This window comes from Phenylobacterium sp. (assembly GCF_036264965.1).
Classification (GTDB): Bacteria; Pseudomonadota; Alphaproteobacteria; order Caulobacterales; family Caulobacteraceae; genus Phenylobacterium.
The window spans coordinates 1-16,916 of the sequence record NZ_DATAPY010000160.1 but is presented as its reverse complement, the minus strand read 5'-3'; the positions used below and the strand labels follow the sequence as shown (position 1 = coordinate 16,916).

16 protein-coding genes and 1 pseudogene are annotated in these 16,916 nt (G+C 69.7%); 10 read left to right on the top strand and 7 right to left on the bottom strand.

Features of this window, described 5'->3' with window-relative positions; genetic code table 11:
* Positions 1-176: 176 nt before the first annotated feature.
* Positions 177-310 (top strand): annotated as a pseudogene (locus tag VHS75_RS23145) (hypothetical protein); the annotation flags it as partial.
* 13 nt (positions 311-323) lie between these two features.
* Here the strand turns inward: VHS75_RS23145 and VHS75_RS21200 are convergent.
* The 5 genes from VHS75_RS21200 to hpnI form a co-directional block, all read right to left on the bottom strand.
* Positions 324-1,319 carry a lysylphosphatidylglycerol synthase domain-containing protein gene (locus VHS75_RS21200; protein ID WP_329640613.1) on the bottom strand — a complete coding sequence of 332 codons (996 nt, stop codon included), beginning with the start codon at positions 1,317-1,319 and terminating at the stop codon, positions 324-326.
* Positions 1,320-1,350: 31 nt separating this feature from the next.
* Complete coding sequence (locus VHS75_RS21195) at positions 1,351-2,256, bottom strand: hypothetical protein (protein WP_329640612.1); 906 nt, start codon at positions 2,254-2,256, stop codon at positions 1,351-1,353.
* 78 nt (positions 2,257-2,334) lie between these two features.
* Complete coding sequence (gene hpnK, locus VHS75_RS21190; protein WP_329640615.1) at positions 2,335-3,159, bottom strand: hopanoid biosynthesis-associated protein HpnK; 825 nt, start codon at positions 3,157-3,159, stop codon at positions 2,335-2,337.
* A 32-nt stretch (positions 3,160-3,191) separates the two neighbouring features.
* Complete coding sequence (gene hpnJ, locus VHS75_RS21185) at positions 3,192-4,619, bottom strand: hopanoid biosynthesis associated radical SAM protein HpnJ (protein ID WP_329640611.1); 1,428 nt, start codon at positions 4,617-4,619, stop codon at positions 3,192-3,194.
* On the bottom strand, positions 4,616-5,773 hold the full coding sequence (gene hpnI / locus VHS75_RS21180; RefSeq protein ID WP_329640610.1) for a bacteriohopanetetrol glucosamine biosynthesis glycosyltransferase HpnI: 1,158 nt from the start codon (positions 5,771-5,773) through the stop codon (positions 4,616-4,618). The genes hpnJ and hpnI overlap by 4 nt, the downstream gene beginning before the upstream one ends.
* Positions 5,774-5,859: 86 nt before the next feature.
* Here hpnI and VHS75_RS21175 point away from each other — a divergent pair, with 86 nt between their 5' ends.
* Genes VHS75_RS21175 through VHS75_RS21140 form a run of 8 tightly spaced genes read left to right on the top strand, consistent with a single transcriptional unit; the run spans position 5,860 to position 14,543 of the window.
* Positions 5,860-6,750: a VacJ family lipoprotein gene (locus VHS75_RS21175; protein WP_329640609.1), complete on the top strand. Its 891-nt coding sequence runs from the start codon at positions 5,860-5,862 to the stop codon at positions 6,748-6,750.
* A complete protein-coding gene (gene hpnA, locus VHS75_RS21170; protein ID WP_329640608.1) occupies positions 6,747-7,808 on the top strand; it encodes a hopanoid-associated sugar epimerase in 1,062 nt (353 codons plus the stop codon). Before VHS75_RS21175 ends, hpnA begins: the two co-directional genes overlap by 4 nt.
* Positions 7,805-8,950, top strand: a complete 1,146-nt coding sequence (locus VHS75_RS21165; protein ID WP_329640607.1) for a glycosyltransferase — start codon at positions 7,805-7,807, stop codon at positions 8,948-8,950. Before hpnA ends, VHS75_RS21165 begins: the two co-directional genes overlap by 4 nt.
* The gene (hpnC, locus tag VHS75_RS21160; RefSeq protein WP_329640606.1) at positions 8,947-9,828 is read left to right on the top strand and encodes a squalene synthase HpnC; all 882 of its coding nucleotides are present in this window, start codon (positions 8,947-8,949) and stop codon (positions 9,826-9,828) included. The genes VHS75_RS21165 and hpnC overlap by 4 nt, the downstream gene beginning before the upstream one ends.
* A complete protein-coding gene (hpnD, locus tag VHS75_RS21155; RefSeq protein ID WP_329640605.1) occupies positions 9,825-10,676 on the top strand; it encodes a presqualene diphosphate synthase HpnD in 852 nt (283 codons plus the stop codon). Before hpnC ends, hpnD begins: the two co-directional genes overlap by 4 nt.
* On the top strand, positions 10,673-11,917 hold the full coding sequence (hpnE, locus tag VHS75_RS21150; RefSeq protein ID WP_329640604.1) for a hydroxysqualene dehydroxylase HpnE: 1,245 nt from the start codon (positions 10,673-10,675) through the stop codon (positions 11,915-11,917). The genes hpnD and hpnE overlap by 4 nt, the downstream gene beginning before the upstream one ends.
* Positions 11,914-13,863: a squalene--hopene cyclase gene (gene shc / locus VHS75_RS21145; RefSeq protein WP_329640603.1), complete on the top strand. Its 1,950-nt coding sequence runs from the start codon at positions 11,914-11,916 to the stop codon at positions 13,861-13,863. The genes hpnE and shc overlap by 4 nt, the downstream gene beginning before the upstream one ends.
* A complete protein-coding gene (locus tag VHS75_RS21140; protein WP_329640602.1) occupies positions 13,863-14,543 on the top strand; it encodes a hypothetical protein in 681 nt (226 codons plus the stop codon). The genes shc and VHS75_RS21140 overlap by 1 nt, the downstream gene beginning before the upstream one ends.
* Here the strand turns inward: VHS75_RS21140 and hpnH are convergent.
* Positions 14,466-15,614 (bottom strand): adenosyl-hopene transferase HpnH, encoded by a 1,149-nt coding sequence (gene hpnH, locus VHS75_RS21135; RefSeq protein WP_329640601.1) that lies wholly within the window; start codon positions 15,612-15,614, stop codon positions 14,466-14,468. The two genes, VHS75_RS21140 and hpnH, sit on opposite strands and share 78 nt — an antisense overlap.
* A gap of 17 nt (positions 15,615-15,631) precedes the next feature.
* Positions 15,632-16,585 carry a 4-hydroxy-3-methylbut-2-enyl diphosphate reductase gene (gene ispH, locus VHS75_RS21130; protein WP_329640600.1) on the bottom strand — a complete coding sequence of 318 codons (954 nt, stop codon included), beginning with the start codon at positions 16,583-16,585 and terminating at the stop codon, positions 15,632-15,634.
* A gap of 181 nt (positions 16,586-16,766) precedes the next feature.
* Here ispH and VHS75_RS21125 point away from each other — a divergent pair.
* Positions 16,767-16,916, top strand: a 150-nt coding sequence (locus VHS75_RS21125) for a flavodoxin-dependent (E)-4-hydroxy-3-methylbut-2-enyl-diphosphate synthase (protein WP_329640614.1), incomplete at its 3' end; no start/stop codon positions are given.

The following is a 16,916-nucleotide window of genomic DNA, read 5'->3' as shown; positions in this document are numbered from 1 at the left end:
TCGACATAGGCCGCGAATGCCGCTTCACTGTCCTCGGTCCAGGGATCCATGCCCGCTGAGCTCCGCTGCTGGATGAATCACCAGCATAGCAAGCCGGACTGCTTCGCGAATCCCCCACCTTTTGTGACTCAGTAGTACTAGGGTGGTGACTCAATTATTGGCTCCCCAAACGCCGTCATCCCGGCCGCAGCGAAGCGGAGAGCCGGGACCCAGGGGTTCTGCAGTGCGGTCGCTCCTGGGTCCCGGCTCGGCCTTGCAGGCCGTCCGGGATGACGGGAGTTTTCAAGGTATTGATATATCTCAGCTATAATTGAGTTTTCACCCTAGGCGTCGGACTTGCCCGGGCGCGCCAGCAGACTGCGGCCCTCCCGCGCCTGCCAGATCAGCAGCGTCGGCACGCCCACCACCAGATCGCGGGCGCGCCGCAGGAGCGAGACCGCCAGCAGGTCGCTGGGCTGCAGGCCGAACAGAGGCGCCAGCAGCACATAGGCGCCTTCCTGGACGCCGAGGCCGCCCGGCAGGATGAACGCCACCCCGCGCGCGGCGTACATCAGGCTTTCCACCGCCAGCACCGCCCACAGCGGCGCGTGGGCGTCCATGAATTGCAGCGCGATCCAGGACCCCAGACCGCTGCCGACCCAGCCCAGACTGTGCAGCGTCAGGGCCGCCAGGAGGCGCAGAGGCCGGCGGTATATGGCGTCCAGCGCCGCGCGCACCGCGTCGGCGCGGCCGACCGAATCCGGCCACCAGCGCTGCGCCAGACCGCCCAGCCAGGTCACGCCGCGCCCCTGCACCAAGCCGAAGGCGCAAGCGGCGAAGACCAGGAACCCCAGGGCGCCCGCCATCGGCCAGACCAGCGACGCGCCATGCGGTCCGCCGTGGAGCTGAAACACCAGCAGGGCCATCCCCAGCACGGTGTAGAGCACCTGGGCGCTCAGCTCGGCGGTGACGTCAGCGATGGTCGAGGCGACGACCAGGTCCTCGGGAACGCCCTCGGTCCGGGCCACGCGGGCGCCCAGCAGGAAGCCGCTGACCTGGGCGAAGGGCAGGATGTCGGAACCCGCCTCACGCAGCAGCCTGGCCCACACCAGGATCCCAAGGCCCTTCGGTCCCAACCCTGGCGCGACCGCGAACCAGGCCCCGCCCAGCACCAGGATCACCAGCGGCCAATAGAGCGTGTAGGCGGCGAAGCCGGCGAGCCCCGCCCGCTCGATCGCCGCCAGAACCGACCGGTAGCCAACAGTGGCCACTACAAGCGTGAGAAGGGCCACGCCCACGATCAGGGCCGCAAAAACCCCGCCACGAGTGACCTTGCTCAAGACGCTCCCACCTCCGGCGGTCCCCGAGGCGTCAGGCCGCTGCCGGCGCCGCCTTCATGAATCGCAGCGCGAACCGGATCATGTTGGGGACGAACACCGGCCGGATCAAGCGCCCATCGTAGGGCGCCAGGCGGCGCTCGTTCTCCTGAAGGCACACGCGGGCCAGCTCTGGAAAGCTGATCTCCACGCCCAGCTCCTTGGAGCCGTTCAGGGTGAAGTTGTTGTCCTGGGCCTTGTCGGACTTCTCCATGTCGCCGGCGACGCCGATCCGCTCGGCGATGAGGAACAGCCACACCGCCAGCACCTTCAGCTCGAACCAGGGCCGGCGCCAGAACGGCATGTTGCGCCGCCACCAGGCCACCCAATTGACGAAGAACAGGATATGCCGGCCCTCCTCGCGCATCACCGGCTCGAAGGTGTCCACCAGCTCGGTCGGGAAGAAGCCGGAGCGGCGGGCGATCTCGAACAGGCCGAAGCCGAAGAAGCTGTCGATGCACTCCGAATAGCCGGTGACCATGAAGGCCCATTCCGGATCCTTCGGGCGGCGGTAGAGGGGCTCCGGATCGAGCTTGATGCCGTAGGCCTCGACCATGTTCGCCAGCACCAGTTTGTGCCGGCTCTCCTCGAAGGCGTCCATGGCGACCGCGGCCTTCAGCAGGGGGTCGGAGACCACCTCGCCGTAGGTGCGCACGTTCCACCCGGCCTTCTCCTCGGTCTGTACGGCGATGTCCCAGATGGGCAGGGAGACGATGCGCGCCCGGGTCGCCTCGTCGAGCTTGGGCCAGTCGATGACCGCGGGCTTGTAGGGGTCGTGGGTGCGCAGCAGGGCGTCGCAGAACAGCGCCTTGTGCGCCTCGCTCCCCAGCCGGATCGGGTCTTCGGGCGCGGGGAGGTCGACCTCCACGTTGGGAAAATCGGCAAAGGTGCTGGCGGTCACGGGCGCTCCTTTCCACGTCAGCCATCGAGCTCGACAGCCATGTAGGAAGCTCGCGCGGCCGCGAAAACCGCCGGGCGTTCAGAGAAATTCGGAAAAGCCGCCGAGCCTCGCGCCGCGCTCGGTGATCGCGGCCCGGGTGTCCGGCGCCACCAGGGCCGCCAGCTCGCCGGCGTAGTCATAGCCCTCGGCCGCGCCCTCGAAACCGTCCGCGGTCGCCGGATGCAGGTAGAGCTCGCTGAGCCCCTCGGGCAGGTTGCGCACGATGCCGGCGACCCGATCCTGCGTCATCGCGCCGGACCAGGCCAGGCCGAACACCTGGTCGGCCACAGCGACGCCCGCCCGGCGGTAGCGCGCCCGCACCATCCGGGCCCAGGGCTCCGTCAGATAGCTCGGCGGCAGGGCCGCCGCCGGCTCGACGGCGGCCAGTATGGCATGCGGCTCGATGGGCGCGCGGCTGGCGGCCATGCCGTGTCGTCGGCCGATCCTCAGCATCAGCCCCGCAATGGTCGGATGCAGGTGGTAGTGCTTGTGGGTGTTGACGTGGTCCAGGGCGAGGCCAGTGCGGGCAAAGGCCTCGAACTGCGCTTCGATCTCGGCGGCAAGCTGGCGGCGGACCTTCGGCCGGAGGAAGATCTCGGCGCCCATCACGGCCATGTCGGTGCGGAAGAAGCCCTCGCCAGTCACCAGGTCCGGCAGCTCAGCCGGCGGCAGAGCCGGGCGGCCCTCCACCAACACCAGATGCAGGCCCACGCGCAGCTTCGGCAGGCGCTTGGCGCGCGCCACGGCGTCGGCGCAACCTGGGCCGGCCACCATCAGGCTCGCCGACGTCAGGACGCCCTCGCGATGGCCGACCTCAACCGCCTCATTGACCTGCGCCGCCGCGCCGAAGTCGTCGGCGGTGATGATCAGCCGCCGCAGGTGGGAGGCCGGAGCGTTCAGGAGACGATCATGTCTTCGCGGGTGCGCAGGAATTGGAAGAACTCAACGCCTTCCCGAAGCCGGCGGACCAGCATGTCGCGCGAGGTCAGCATCTCGCCCACGATCTCGGCGATCTTCGACGGGCGGAAGTAGAACTTCTTGTAGAAGTCCTCGACCGAATTGAAGATTTCCGTGTGGCTGAGGTGCGGATAGTCCAGCGGCGCAATCTGGGTGCCGTCGTCGGTCAGCAGGTCGATATCCGACGCGAACCAGCCGTTCTCCTTGGCCTGGTTGTAGAGGAAGGTGCCCGGATAGGGCGCGGCCAGCGACACCTGCAGGGTGCGCGGGTTCACCTCCTTGGCGAAGGCCAGGGTCTCCTGGATCGTCTCGCGGGTCTCGCCGGGCAGGCCCAGGATGAAGGTGCCGTGCACGATGATGCCGAGCTCGTGGCAGTCCTTGGCGAAGCGCCGGGCGACGTCGACCAGGATGCCCTTCTTGATGTTGTGCAGGATCTTCTGGTTGCCGGACTCGTAGCCCACCAACAGCAGGCGCAGGCCGTTGGCCTTCAGGACCTCCAGGGTCTTGCGCGGCACATTGGCCTTGGCGTTGCAGGACCAGACGACGCCCAGCGGGCCGAGCGCGCGTGCCAGCTCCTCCACCCGGGCGTGGTCGTCGGTGAGGGTGTCGTCGTCGAAGAAGATCTCGCGCACCTGCGGGAATTCCCGCTGGACGTATTTCACGTCCTCCACCACGCGATCGATGGACTGATAGCGGTATTTGTGGCCGCCGATGGTCTGGGGCCACAGGCAGAAGGTGCAGTGCGATTTGCAGCCGCGGCCAGTGTACCAGCTCATGTAGGGGTGCAGCAGATAGCCGCCGAAATAGTTCTCGACCTTCAGCTGCTTGTAGAGCGGCAGGACCGAGGGCAACTGATCCATGTCCATCAGGATCTCGCGCTCGGGATTGGAGACCAGCGCGCCCTCGGCGTTGCGCCAGGTGATGCCGCGGATGGTCTTCCACTCGCGGCCCTCGGCCAGCTCCTGGATGGCGAATTCATATTCGTTGCGGGCGACAAAATCGAGCTCCGGGCAGGCCTCCAGGCTCTCCCTCGGTTCGACGGCCACCTTGGCGCCGACGAACCCGATCTTGGCCGTCGGGTTCAATTCGCGGATCATCCGCACCGTGCGGCAATCCGACTTGAACGAGGGCGTCGAGGTGTGGATGACGATCAGCTCGTGGCTCTTCACGTCCTCCTCGATGTCCTTGAACGAGGTCTTGTGCGGCGGGGCGTCGATCAGCTTGGAGCCCGGGACCATGGCGGCCGCCTGAGCCAGCCAGGTGGGGAACCAGAACGACTTCACCTCGCGCTTCATCTGATAGCGCGCGCCGGCCCCGCCGTCGTAGCCGTCGAAGGACGGCGCCTGCAGGAAGAGACTACGCATCATGAAGGTTCCTCTATCCGCTCCAGGGTCCCTTGAGCGTCGACCCGAAACCGCGCGCCACGCCAATCCACCGCCCGGACGAAGAATGACGTCAGGAAGACGGCGAACGAAAGACCATCGCGCAGCGGCGTCAACCACCACGGCCCCGTCCGCGCACCCGCCAATCGATCGACGTCGCGCTGCAACCAGAACCGGCAAATAAGCGCGATCGCCAGCGCCGCCAACCCTATCGGGGCGGCGCCGGTGAAGATTGTGGCCAGGGCCGCGAGCGGCGTGGGGTAGGTCACAGCGCTGCCTGCGAAGCCGGCGGGGTCGACGCCGCGGACCGTGCGCGCCCAGCGCAGCTCGTGCTGCGCCAGCTCAAGGAGGCTATTTTCGGTGCAAAGGTGGTCCACCAGCACCGGCGCCACGACGCTGCGCAGGCCGGTCGCCCGCACCGCCGCGCCGATGGCGTAATCGTCCGCCAGCTGATCGGCGAAAGCCGCGAATCCGCCGATCCGCTCCAGCGTCTCGCGGCGCAGGGCAACCGTCGAGCCCATGCAGGGGTGGGCCATCTTCAGCCCCACCCCGACGGCGACGCTGGGCAGGAACTGGTAGCTGATCCCCATCGCCGCCAGGCGTGACCACAGTCCCCGCGCGGGCAAGCCGCGGTAGGGGCAGGTGACGACCCCGACCTGCGGATCGTCCAGAGCGGCCACCACGCCGCGCAGATAGCCGGGCCCCACGACGATGTCGCTGTCCGCCACGATCAGCACATCGTGGCGGGCCTGTCGGGCCATGTTGATCAGGTTGGAGACCTTGCGGTTGGCGCCGTGGTCGGTGGCGTCCACCGCCAGGGCGACGTCGGCGGCGGGGTGCGCGCGCCGCAGCGTCCCGACTACCGCCTGGGCAGGGTCGGTGGGATTCTGGAGCCCGAACACCACCTGCACGGGCCCCGGATAATCCTGGGTCAGCAGGCTTGCGAGCGCGGCCTCTAGGCCGGGTTCGGCGCCGTGCAGAGGCTTCAGGACGGTGACCCCCGGCCAGACTTCCGGATTCCGCGGCGGCGGCGGGGCCAGCATCCGGCGCAGCAGACGCACGGCCAGCAGCTGATAGGCGCAGCCCGCCAGGGCCAGGCCCGCGAGCCCCCAACCGATCAGCGTCAGCAAAAATGACACGTGCGTGTACTTCGCATCCCGTTTCAGGGTCCTATATGGTGGAACAGTCACCCATTCTCAGCCCCTTTAGACAGGGAAGTGAAGCGATGCAGTCGAGTTCTTCGCGCCTGCCGCTGGCCCTTCCCCTGATCGCCGCCGCCTTCCTCGCCACGCCCTGCCGCGCCGCCGATCCCAGCGATCCGCTGGAGAGCATGAACCGGCGCTTCTTTGGGATGGAGGAAGCCCTCGACCGCCACCTGTTGGGGCCGATCGCCCACTCGTTCGGGGCCGCGCCCTCACCGCTGCGACGCGCACTACGCAATTTCGGCCGTAACCTTGGCGAGCCGGTCGTGGTGGTCAACGACCTGCTGCAGGGGCGCGTGGCGCAGGCCGCCGGGACGGTGGTGCGGATCGTGGTCAACACCACTTTTGGCGTGGGCGGTCTGCTGGACGTCGCCAAGAAGAACCATCTGCCGCACCACGACAACAGCTTCGGCACGACACTGGGCCGCTGGGGCGCGGGGCCCGGCCCTTATCTATTCATCCCGCTGGTCGGTCCGACCACGTTCCGCGATGCGTTCGGGTCCATCGCGGACATCGGGCTCAATCCCCTCACCTACGTTCGTTACCGCAGCAAGACCGAGATCGACGTCGGCGTCGCGGTCATCCAGGGATTGGGCGAGCGCCTCGATGGCGAGCGGGACCTGGCGACCATCCGCGAGACCTCCACCGATCCCTACGCGACCCTCCGCTCCTACTTCCTGCAGAACCGCCAGGCGGAAATCACCGGCAAGACCACGGACATCGGCGCCTTGCCGGACCTGGATTCGCCTGAGGCGGCCCCGGCCAAGCCGGCTTCTCCGACTGACCGTCCGCCGAATTCCCCGCCGCCCGCCGGGCCAACGTCCCCGCCGTCGGATGAAGCCGCGACGCCGCCGCAGCGCGAGGCCACGCCGGACGCCCCGAAGGCGCAGGCCCCGGACCAGCCGCCCTCATGACGCTGGCCAGAGGAAGGACGCGGCTTGGCGGCGGCGGCGGCGGCGCGGCGCTCCTGTCGCTGCGCGGCACGCCGGTCCTGGTCACTGGCGCGTCCGGCTTCGTAGGCTCGGCGGTCGCCCACGCCCTGGCGGCGCGGGGCGCGCGCCTGCGCGTGCTCGTGCGCAGCTCCAGCCCGAAGATCAACCTCGCGGGCCTGGACGCCGAAGTGGTCGAAGGCGACGTGCGCGACCCGGCCGGCATGGCCGCCGCGCTGCACGGGATCCGGTATTTCTTCCACGTGGCGGCGGACTATCGGCTGTGGGCGCCCAAGCCGGAGGAGATCGTCCGCAACAACCTCGACGGCGCCCGCAGCGCCATGGAGGCGGCCCTGGCCAGCGGCGTCGAGCGGGTGGTCTATACCTCGAGCGTCGCCACCCTTCGGCTCCGCCCCGACCGGTCGCCGGCGGACGAGACCCAGCCCCTTTCGGAAGGCGAGGCCGTCGGCGCCTATAAGCGCAGCAAGGTCGCCGCCGAGGCCCTGGTCTGTCGGCTGGTGTCCGACCGCGGCCTGCCGGCGGTGATCGTCAATCCGTCGACCCCCGTGGGGCCCAGGGACGTGCGGCCCACGCCCACCGGGCGCATCCTGGTGGAGGCCGCGACCGGGCGGATGCCGGCCTTCGTCGACACCGGCCTGAACCTTGTCCACGTCGACGATGTCGCCCAGGGCCATCTGCTGGCCCTGGACCGCGGCCGGATCGGCGAGCGCTACATCCTGGGCGGCCAGGACATCGCCCTGCAGCAGATGTTGGCCGAGATCGCCCAGCTGGCCGGACGTCGTCCGCCGGCCGTGAAGCTGCCGCTCGGCCCGCTCTGGCCCCTGGCGGAGCTGGCGGAGCTGGCCGGCCGCGTCACCGGCCGCGAACCCTTCCTCACCCGCGACGCGTTGAAGATGGCGCGCCAGCACATGTATTTCACCTCACAAAAGGCGCGGGCCGAACTCGGCTACACAGCGCGGCCTCATGAGGAGGCGATCCGGGACGCCCTGGAATGGTTCCGCGCCGCGGGATACCTGCGATGATCGCCGCCACGCTCGGCCTGCTGACCCTGGGTGTCTGGACCTATCTGCTGCTGGCTCGCGGCGGCTTCTGGCGCGCCGACCAGACCGACGCCGAGACGCCGCCCGCCCCAGCCGTCTGGCCGGCGGTCACCGCGGTCGTGCCGGCGCGCAATGAGGCCGACGTCATCGCCCGCTCGGTGGGCAGCCTCCTGGCGCAGGACTATCCCGGGCCTTTCGAGATCATCGTGGTGGATGACGACAGCGCCGACGGGACCGCCGCAGCCGCCACGGCCCTCGCCGGCGCGGCGGATGCGCGGCGTCTGACAGTGCTTCGCGGTCAGCCGCTCGCCGCCGGCTGGACCGGCAAGCTGTGGGCCATGTCGCAGGGCATCGCCGCGGCGGGCGATGCGCCGAAGTACCTCTGGCTCACCGACGCCGACATCGCCCACGATCCCGACAACCTGCGGCGGCTGGTGAGCCGCGCGGAGGCCGGGGACCTCACCCTCGCCTCCCTCATGGCGGACCTGCATTGCGAGACCTTCGCCGAGCGTCTGCTGATCCCGGCCTTCGTGCTGTTCTTCCAGATGGTCTACCCGTTCCGCTGGGTGAACCGGCCGGCGCATCGGCTGGCCGGAGCCGCCGGCGGCTGCATGCTGGCGCAGCGCGAGGCGCTGGCGCGGTCGGGCGGCGTTGCGGCCATCCGCACGGCCGTGATCGACGACTGCGCCCTGGCGGCGAACCTCAAGCGCCAAGGCCCCATCTGGCTGGGCCTGACCCGCCGGGCCCGAAGCCTTCGCCCCTATGCCAGCGTCGGTGTCATCGGCCAGATGATCGCCCGCTCCGCCTATGCCCAGCTGGACTATTCGCCGCTCAAGCTCGCGGGGACGGTCCTGGGCCTGGGCCTCACCTACCTCGCGCCGCCGGCGCTGACGCTGTTCGGCGACGGCCTGGCGCGGTGGGCCGGTCTGGCGGCCTGGGCCGCCATGGCGCTCGCCTTCCAGCCGATGCTACGCGCCTACCGCCGCTCGCCGCTCTGGGGGATCGTCCTGCCGCTGATCGCTGCGCTCTACGGCGCCTTCACCCTGCGCTCGGCGATCGATGTGTGGCGCGGACGCGGCGGGCAGTGGAAGGGCCGCGCCCAGGCCCTGGCGCGCGCGTCATGACCGCCACGGCAGACCTCCGGTCCGGCAAATCGGCCGGCGATGAGAACTTCCCCGTCGCCTCGCATCTGATCGCCGCGCGGCACCGGCCCGCGATCCTGGCCTTCTATGAGTTCGCCCGCACGGCCGACGACATCGCCGACCACGAGACCCTGCCGGCCGGCGAGAAACTGGATCGTCTGGAGGCGCTGCGCGCCACCCTCGTGGGCGAAGCGGACGCCGAGCCCGTGGCCGTCGCCCTGCGCCAGGTGCTGGCCGAGCGGGGCCTGCCGGCGACCCACGCCCTCGATCTCCTCGTGGCCTTCCGACAGGATGCCGAGACCGCCCGCTATTCCACCTGGAACGCCCTGATGGGCTACTGCCGCTATTCGGCGGCGCCGGTCGGGCGGATGGTGCTGGAGATCCACGGGGAGCCGGCGGAAACCTGGGCCGCCTCCGACGCCCTGTGCGCCGCCTTGCAGGTGATCAACCACCTGCAGGACTGCGGCGAGGACTACCGACGCCTGAACCGCGTGTATCTCCCGTTCGCCGAGCTGAAGGATGCCGGCGCCCACGTCACCGCGCTGGCCGCGCCGCGCGCGTCGCCGGCGCTGCGCGCGGCGATCGTCGCCCTGGCGCAACGCACCGCGGAGCTGCTGCGGCGCAGCCGTCCGCTCGCCGACCAGGTGCGCGACCACCGCCTGCGCCTGGAGATCGCGGTGATCCAGCGGCTGGCCGAGGACCTGACCCAGCGGCTGATCGTGCGTGACCCCCTGGCGGAGCGGGTGCATCATCACAAATTGGAGCTCATTGGCCTCGCCGGCTCGGCCCTCCTCCGCGCCGCCTGGCCGGTGTCTCGGGCCACCCCGCGCAGCGGCACGAACGCGGAGTCGCCGGCATGACGCTGACCGCCACACGTCCCGATCCCCAAGCCGCCGCCAACGCCCAGGCCGCCTCCGGCAGTTCGTTCGCCGCGGGGATGCGGGTGCTGCCCAAGGCGGAGCGGGAGGCCATGTACGCCGTCTACGGCTTCTGCCGGATCGTCGACGACATCGCCGACGAGCAGGTCCTGCCGATCGCCGAGCAACGGGTGGCCCTCGACGCCTGGCGCGGACATGTGCGCGCGCTCTACGCCGACGGCGACACCGGCCCGGCGGCGATGCTGGCCGAACCGGTGGCGCGCTATGGCCTGGAGGAAGCCGATTTCCAGGCGGTGATCGACGGGATGCAGATGGACCTCGAAGGCCTGCGCGGTCCGTCCATGGCGACCCTGGACCTCTATTGCGACCGGGTGGCCTCGGCGGTGGGGCGCCTGTCGGTGAAGATCTTCGGCATGGAGGATGCGCCGGGGCGGGAGCTGGCTCACCACCTGGGCCGGGCCCTGCAGCTGACCAACATCCTGCGCGACGTGGACGAGGACGCCGACATGGGCCGGCTGTACCTGCCGGACGAACTGCTCGCCGAGGCCGGCGTCGCCAGCCGCGACCCTGCCGCCGCGGTCGCCGATCCGCATCTGGAAGGCGCATGCCGCACGCTCGCCGACGTGGCTGAAGCCCACTATGCCAGCGCCCGCGAGGTGCTTGCCGCGCGGCCGCCCGGCCGGCTTGCCGCGCCGCGCCTGATGGCGGCCGCATATGGAGGGGTGCTGAAAGGCTTGCTCCGCCGGGGCTGGGCGCCGCCGCGCCGCCGCGTGCGGGTGAACAAGGCGGCCCTGCTCTGGCTCCTCGCCCGCGAGGGCCTCTTCGGATGAAGGCGCATGTGGTCGGCGCGGGCCTGGCCGGCCTGGGCGCCGCGACGGCGCTTGCCGCGCGCGGGGTGGCCGTGGAGCTTTCTGAGGCCGCCGCCCAGGCCGGCGGTCGCTGCCGCTCCTACTTCGACCCTCAGATCGGCCTGGTGATCGACAACGGCAACCACCTGGTGCTGTCGGGCAATCAGGCGGTGCACGAGTACCTGGCGCGGATCGGAGCTTCGGACCGGCTGACCGGCCCCGTCGAGACCCAGTTCCCGTTCGTCGACCTGGCGACCCAGCGCGCCTGGACCGTCCGCCCCAACGCCGGAGCGGTCCCCTGGTGGATTCTGAGCCCCAGCCGCGGCGTTCCCGGCGCCAAATTCACGGACTTCCTCGCCATGGCGGGACTGCTGCGGGCCAAGCCCGGCCAGCGGGTCGACGAAGCCGTCCGCTGCCAGGGCCCGGTCTGGGAGCGGCTCATGCGCCCCTTTCTGCTGGCGGCGCTGAACGCCGAGCCGGAGTCGGCGGCGGCGGAACTTGCCGCCCAGGTGATCCGCGAAACCCTCGCGCGGGGAGGAGCGGCCTATGCGCCCCGCGTACCCTCGCCCGGCCTTTCGGCGACCTTCGTCAATCCCGCCCTCGACTATCTCGAAGCCCGCGGCGGGACCTTGCGGCTGCAGCGGCGGCTCCTCAAGCTGCGCACGGACGGCGAGCGCGTGACGGGCCTGGAGTTCTCCGATGGCCTTGTGGAGGTCGCCGCCCGGGACCGCATCATCCTGGCCGTGCCGCCCTGGGTGGCCAAGGACCTGGCGCCGCAGCTGACCACGCCCGAGCGCTTCGAAGGGATCGTCAACGGCCACTTCCGGGTCCGGACGGGGGACGGCTCGGCCCGGATCATCGGGGTCCTGAACGGCACGGTGGAATGGATCTTCTGCTTCGAAGACCGCATTTCGGTGACCGTCAGCGGCGCCAACCGGCTGATGTCCACCGGGCGGGAGGACCTTGCCCGACAATTCTGGGCCGACGTGAGCCTCGCCCTGGACCTCGGCCCCGACCTGCCGCCCTGGCAGATCATCAAGGAGCGGCGCGCGACCTTCCTCGCCACCGCGGACCAGCAGGCCCGCCGGCCGGCGGCCCGAACGGCCTACACGAACCTCGTGCTGGCCGGAGACTGGACGGCGACCGGACTGCCCGCGACCATCGAGGGCGCCCTGCGTTCGGGCGCCCGCGCGGCTGGCCTCGTCCAGGAGGCCTTCGCGTGAACACCGTCGGCGCCCTGTCCCTCGACGATGCGCAGCTCGACCGGCGCATCCAGCGCGCCTCGGACGCCCTGCTCAGGCGGCAGGGGCCGGACGGTCACTGGGTCTTCGAACTGGAGGCCGACGCCACCATCCCGGCGGAATACATCCTGCTGCGTCAGTTCCTCGGCGAGCCGGCCGACCTGGAACTGGAGCGCAAGATCGGCGTCTACCTGCGCCGCATCCAGGCCGACCATCACGGCTGGTCCCTGGTCCACGGCGGACCCTTCGACGTCAGCGCCAGCATCAAGGCCTACTACGCCCTGAAGATGATCGGTGACGATCCGGACCGCCCGCACATGGCCCAGGCCCGAGCCGCCATCCGGGCGCACGGCGGGCCCAACGCGGCCAATGTCTTCACCCGCATCCAGCTCGCCCTGTTCGGCCAGATGTCGTGGGCGCGCATCCCCACCATGCCCATCGAGCTGATCCTGCTGCCGCGCTGGTTCCCGATCCACTTGTCCAAGATGTCCTACTGGGCGCGAACGGTGATCGTGCCGCTCCTGGTGCTCCAGGTCCGCAAGCCGGTGGCCCGCAACCCGCGCGGGATCGGCGTCGCCGAGCTCTACGAGGGCGCGGCCGACATCAAGCCCGCCTCCAAGGCCGCGGCGACCAAGCGGGTCTGGACCGTCGGCTTCAACGCCCTGGATGCAGTGCTGAAGGCGGTCGAGGGCCTCTGGCCGAAGCGGCTGCGGGCGCGCGCGACCCAGGCCTGCGTCGACTTCGTGACCGAGCGGTTGAACGGCGTCGATGGCCTGGGCGCCATCTACCCCGCCATGGCCAACAGCGTGATGATGTACGACACCCTGGGCTACGGCCCGGAGCATCCCGACCGCGCCGCGGCGCGGGAGTCGGTCGAGCGCCTCCTGGTGGTCAAGGACGACGAGGTCTACTGCCAGCCCTGCGTCTCGCCGGTCTGGGACACGGCTTTGACCTGCCACACCCTGCTGGAGCTGGGCGGCGAGGCGGGCGAAGTCGCCGCCGCCCGAGGCCTCGACTGGCTGATCCCGCGCCAGGTGCTCGACGTGAAGGGCGACTGGGCCCAGCAACGGCCCGACGTGCGCCCCGGCGGCTGGGCCTTCCAGTACAACAACGCCCACTATCCGGACCTCGACGACACCGCGGTGGTGGTGATGGCCATGGATCGCGCCAGACCGCGCTCAGGCGAGCGGTTCGAGCGGGCCATCGCACGCGGGACCGAATGGGTCGAAGGCCTGCAGAGCCGCGACGGCGGCTGGGGCGCCTTCGACGCCGACAACAGCTTCCACTACCTGAACAACATCCCCTTCGCCGACCATGGCGCCCTGCTCGATCCGCCGACTGACGACGTGACCGCCCGCTGCGTCAGCATGCTGGCCCAGCTCGGCAAGGACCGCGGTGACCCGCAGGTGAAGGCCGGCCTCGATTTCCTGGCGAAGTCGCAGATGCCGGATGGCAGCTGGTTCGGCCGCTGGGGCGTCAACTACATCTACGGGACCTGGTCAGTGCTCTGCGCCCTGAACGCCGTGGGCCTGACCGCTGAAGACGCACTGGTGCGCCGCGCCGCCGACTGGCTGGTCGCCATCCAGAACGCCGATGGCGGCTGGGGCGAGGACTGCGAGAGCTACAGCCTGGACTACAGGGGCCATCAGCCCGCCCCGTCCGCCGCCTCCCAGACCGCCTGGGCCTTGATGGGCTTGATGGCCGCCGGCCTCATCGACCACCCGGCCGTGGCGCGGGGCGTGGCCTGGCTGATGCGGGTGGAGGACGACGAGGGCTTCTGGCCGGAGCCCGGCTATACCGGCGGCGGGTTCCCGCGGGTCTTCTACCTGCGCTACCACGGCTATTCGAAGTTCTTCCCACTCTGGGCGCTGGCCCGCTACCGCAACCTGACCCAGGCCAATGCCCGGCAGGTCGGCTTCGGCATGTGATGATCCTGGCGGTCACAGGCCTGCAGCGGGAAGCCGCGATCCTCCGAGGCCCGGGCTTGAAGCTCATGGTGAGCGGCGGCCTCCCAGGGGCGTTGGAGACGGCGCTGGCGGGGGAACTCGCCGCCGAGGGCGTGGTCAGCATCGGGCTCGCCGGCGCGCTGGACCCCGAGCTGTCCCCAGGGGACTGGGTGGTGGCCACAGCTGTGGTGTCCGAGGCCGGCGACTACCCCACCGATCCGCTCTGGACCGATGAGATCCTCGGCCGCCTTGCGCCGCGGAGCCACGGACCGATCCTGGGATCCGACCGGATGCTGGTCACGGCCGCCGACAAACAGGCCGCCCATCGCCGCTGGGGCGCCGTGGCGGTCGACATGGAATCCCACATCGCCGCGCGGGCCGCCGCGCGCCTGCAGGCGCCCTTTGCTGCGGTCCGGGTGGTGTCGGACGGCGCCGAAAAGGACCTGCCGCCGGCGGTTCTGGTCGGAATGAAGCCCGACGGCGGCATGGCCCTGGGCGCGGTGCTCCGCGACCTTGCGCGCAACCCGCGCCAGCTGCCCGCCCTGCTGCGCGCCGGCCGCGACGCAGGCCGCGCCTTCCGCGCCCTAGCCGACGGGCGCCGTCTTCTTGGCCCGCGGATTGGCCTGCCGGATCTCGTCGAGCTTCCGCTCCACGTGGGCTGAGAAGACGTAGTCCGCCGACCGCTGCTTATCGAGCGGGATCTCCGGCGCCATCTTGCCCTCGGTCTTGATGCCGCCGATCGCGACCTTCATCAGCTTGAGCGGGTTGGTCACCGATTCCCGCACCGCCGTGCCCTCGAAGCCGCAGTGGACCATGCAGTTGGCGCACTTCTCGTAGTTGCCGACGCCGTACTTCTGCCACTCGGTCTCGTCCATCAGCTCCTTGAAGGTCTTCACGTAGCCTTCGCCCAGCAGGTAGCAGGGCTTCTGCCAGCCGAAGACCGTCCGCGCCGGCATGCTCCAGGGCGTGCACTCGAAGGTCTGGTTCCCCGCCAAGAAGTCGAGGAACAGGTCCGACTGGGTGAACGACCAGGCGCGGCCGTTCTTGCCGCGCTTGAAGATCTCCCGGAACAGCGTCTTGGTCTTGGTGCGGTTGAGGAAATGCTCCTGGTCGGGCGCGCGCTCGTAGGAGTAGCCCGGCGAGACGGTGATGCCGTCGAGCCCCATGGCGGTCATCTCGTCGAAGAAGGCCGCCACCCGCTCGGGATCGGCGCCGTCAAAGAGCGTGCAATTGATCTGCACACGGAAGCCCTTGGCCTTGGCCAGCTTTATCGCTTCCACGGCCTTGTCGTAGACGCCCGTCTGGCACACCGACTTGTCATGCATCACCTGGTCGCCGTCGAGGTGGATCGACCAGGAGAGGAATGGCGAGGGCTTGTACTGGTCGATCTTCTTGGCCATCAGCACCGCGTTGGTGCAGAGGATCACGAACTTCTTGCGCTGGACGAAGCCCTCGACGATCCGCGGCATATCCCGGTGCAACAAGGGCTCGCCGCCGGCGATCGAGACGGCGGGCGCGCCGCATTCGTCGATCGCGGCCATGCAATCCTCGTAGCTCAGCCGCTGGTTCAGGATCTCATTGGGGTAGTCGATCTTGCCGCAGCCGGCGCACGCCAGGTTGCAGCGGAACAGGGGCTCCAGCATGAGCACCAGAGGGTAGCGCTTGCGCCCCATCAGGTGCTGTTTCACGACATAGGCCCCAATCCGGGCGGCCTGACCGAACGGAATTCCCACGCAACGCTTCCTTCTCGCTAGGCCTCGACCTCATCAAGCTCGCCTTCGGCGTGGCGCAGCTCGGGGGGCAGGCGGAACACAATATTCTCTTCGACGCCATTCATCTGCGTGACCTCGACAGGCTCGATCTGGCGCAGGGCGGCGATCACGTCCAGGACCAGTTCCTCGGGCGCGGACGCCCCCGCGGTCAGGCCCACGACCCGGACGCCGCGCACCCAGTCGAGGTCCAGCGCCTGGGCGTCGGCGATCAGATAGCTCGGCACGCCTTCCTCGACCCCGATCTCACGCAACCGGTTGGAATTCGAGCTGTTGGCCGCGCCCACCACCAACAGGACGTCGACGGCGCCGCACAGATCGCGGACGGCCGACTGACGGTGTTGCGTCGCATAGCAGATGTCGGAGGTGTTGGGTCCCACCAGGTCGCTGAACCGGGCCTTGAGGGCCGCGATCACGTCGCGGGTCTCGTCCACGCTCAAGGTCGTCTGGGTCACGTAGGCGCTCGGGGTGTCCGGGGGCAGATCGAGGAGAGCGACCTCCTGGACCGTCGAGACCAGGTGCACAGGCGCATCCACCTGGCCGAGGGTCCCTTCCACCTCTGGGTGGCCCGCATGGCCGATCAGGATCAGGGTGCGCCCCTGGGCGACATAGCGGCGGCTCTGGGCATGCACCTTGGAGACCAGGGGGCACGTGGCGTCGAGCACCGGAAGCCCGCGGTTCCGCGCTTCATCGATGACCGATTGGGCCACCCCGTGGGCGCTGAAGATCGTGACGGCGCCCTCCGGGACTTCATCGAGCTCGTCGACGAAACGGGCGCCCTTGGACTCCAGGCTGCGGACGACGGTCCGATTGTGCACGATCTCGTGGCGCACATAGACCGGCGCGCCGAACTTCTCGATCGAGCGCTCGACGATGTCGATGGCCCGGACGACGCCCGCGCAAAAGCCGCGCGGCTGGGCCAGGATCACTCTCATCGGCGCCTCCGCTGCCCGCCTTCGGGGCGTTCTACCCAAATGGGCCCGCCATCCGATTCCCCAAGGGCGATCGTCTGTGAGCCGCCTGTTTTTTAGGTTCGTCGGCCTGCGGGTTTACATCGCCGCGCGACTTACCATCTGAGGGATTAGCTGGTTACGATGGGCCATCATGCAAGTGCAGATCGCAAAAGACCACACTTCGGTCCGCCCTTGGCGCGCGATCCAGCGCCGTAAGAGCCGCAAGATCCGGGTGGGGAATGTGGAGGTCGGCGGCGATGCGCCGATCACCGTCCAGTCGATGACCAACACGCTCACCGCCGACGCTCAGGCG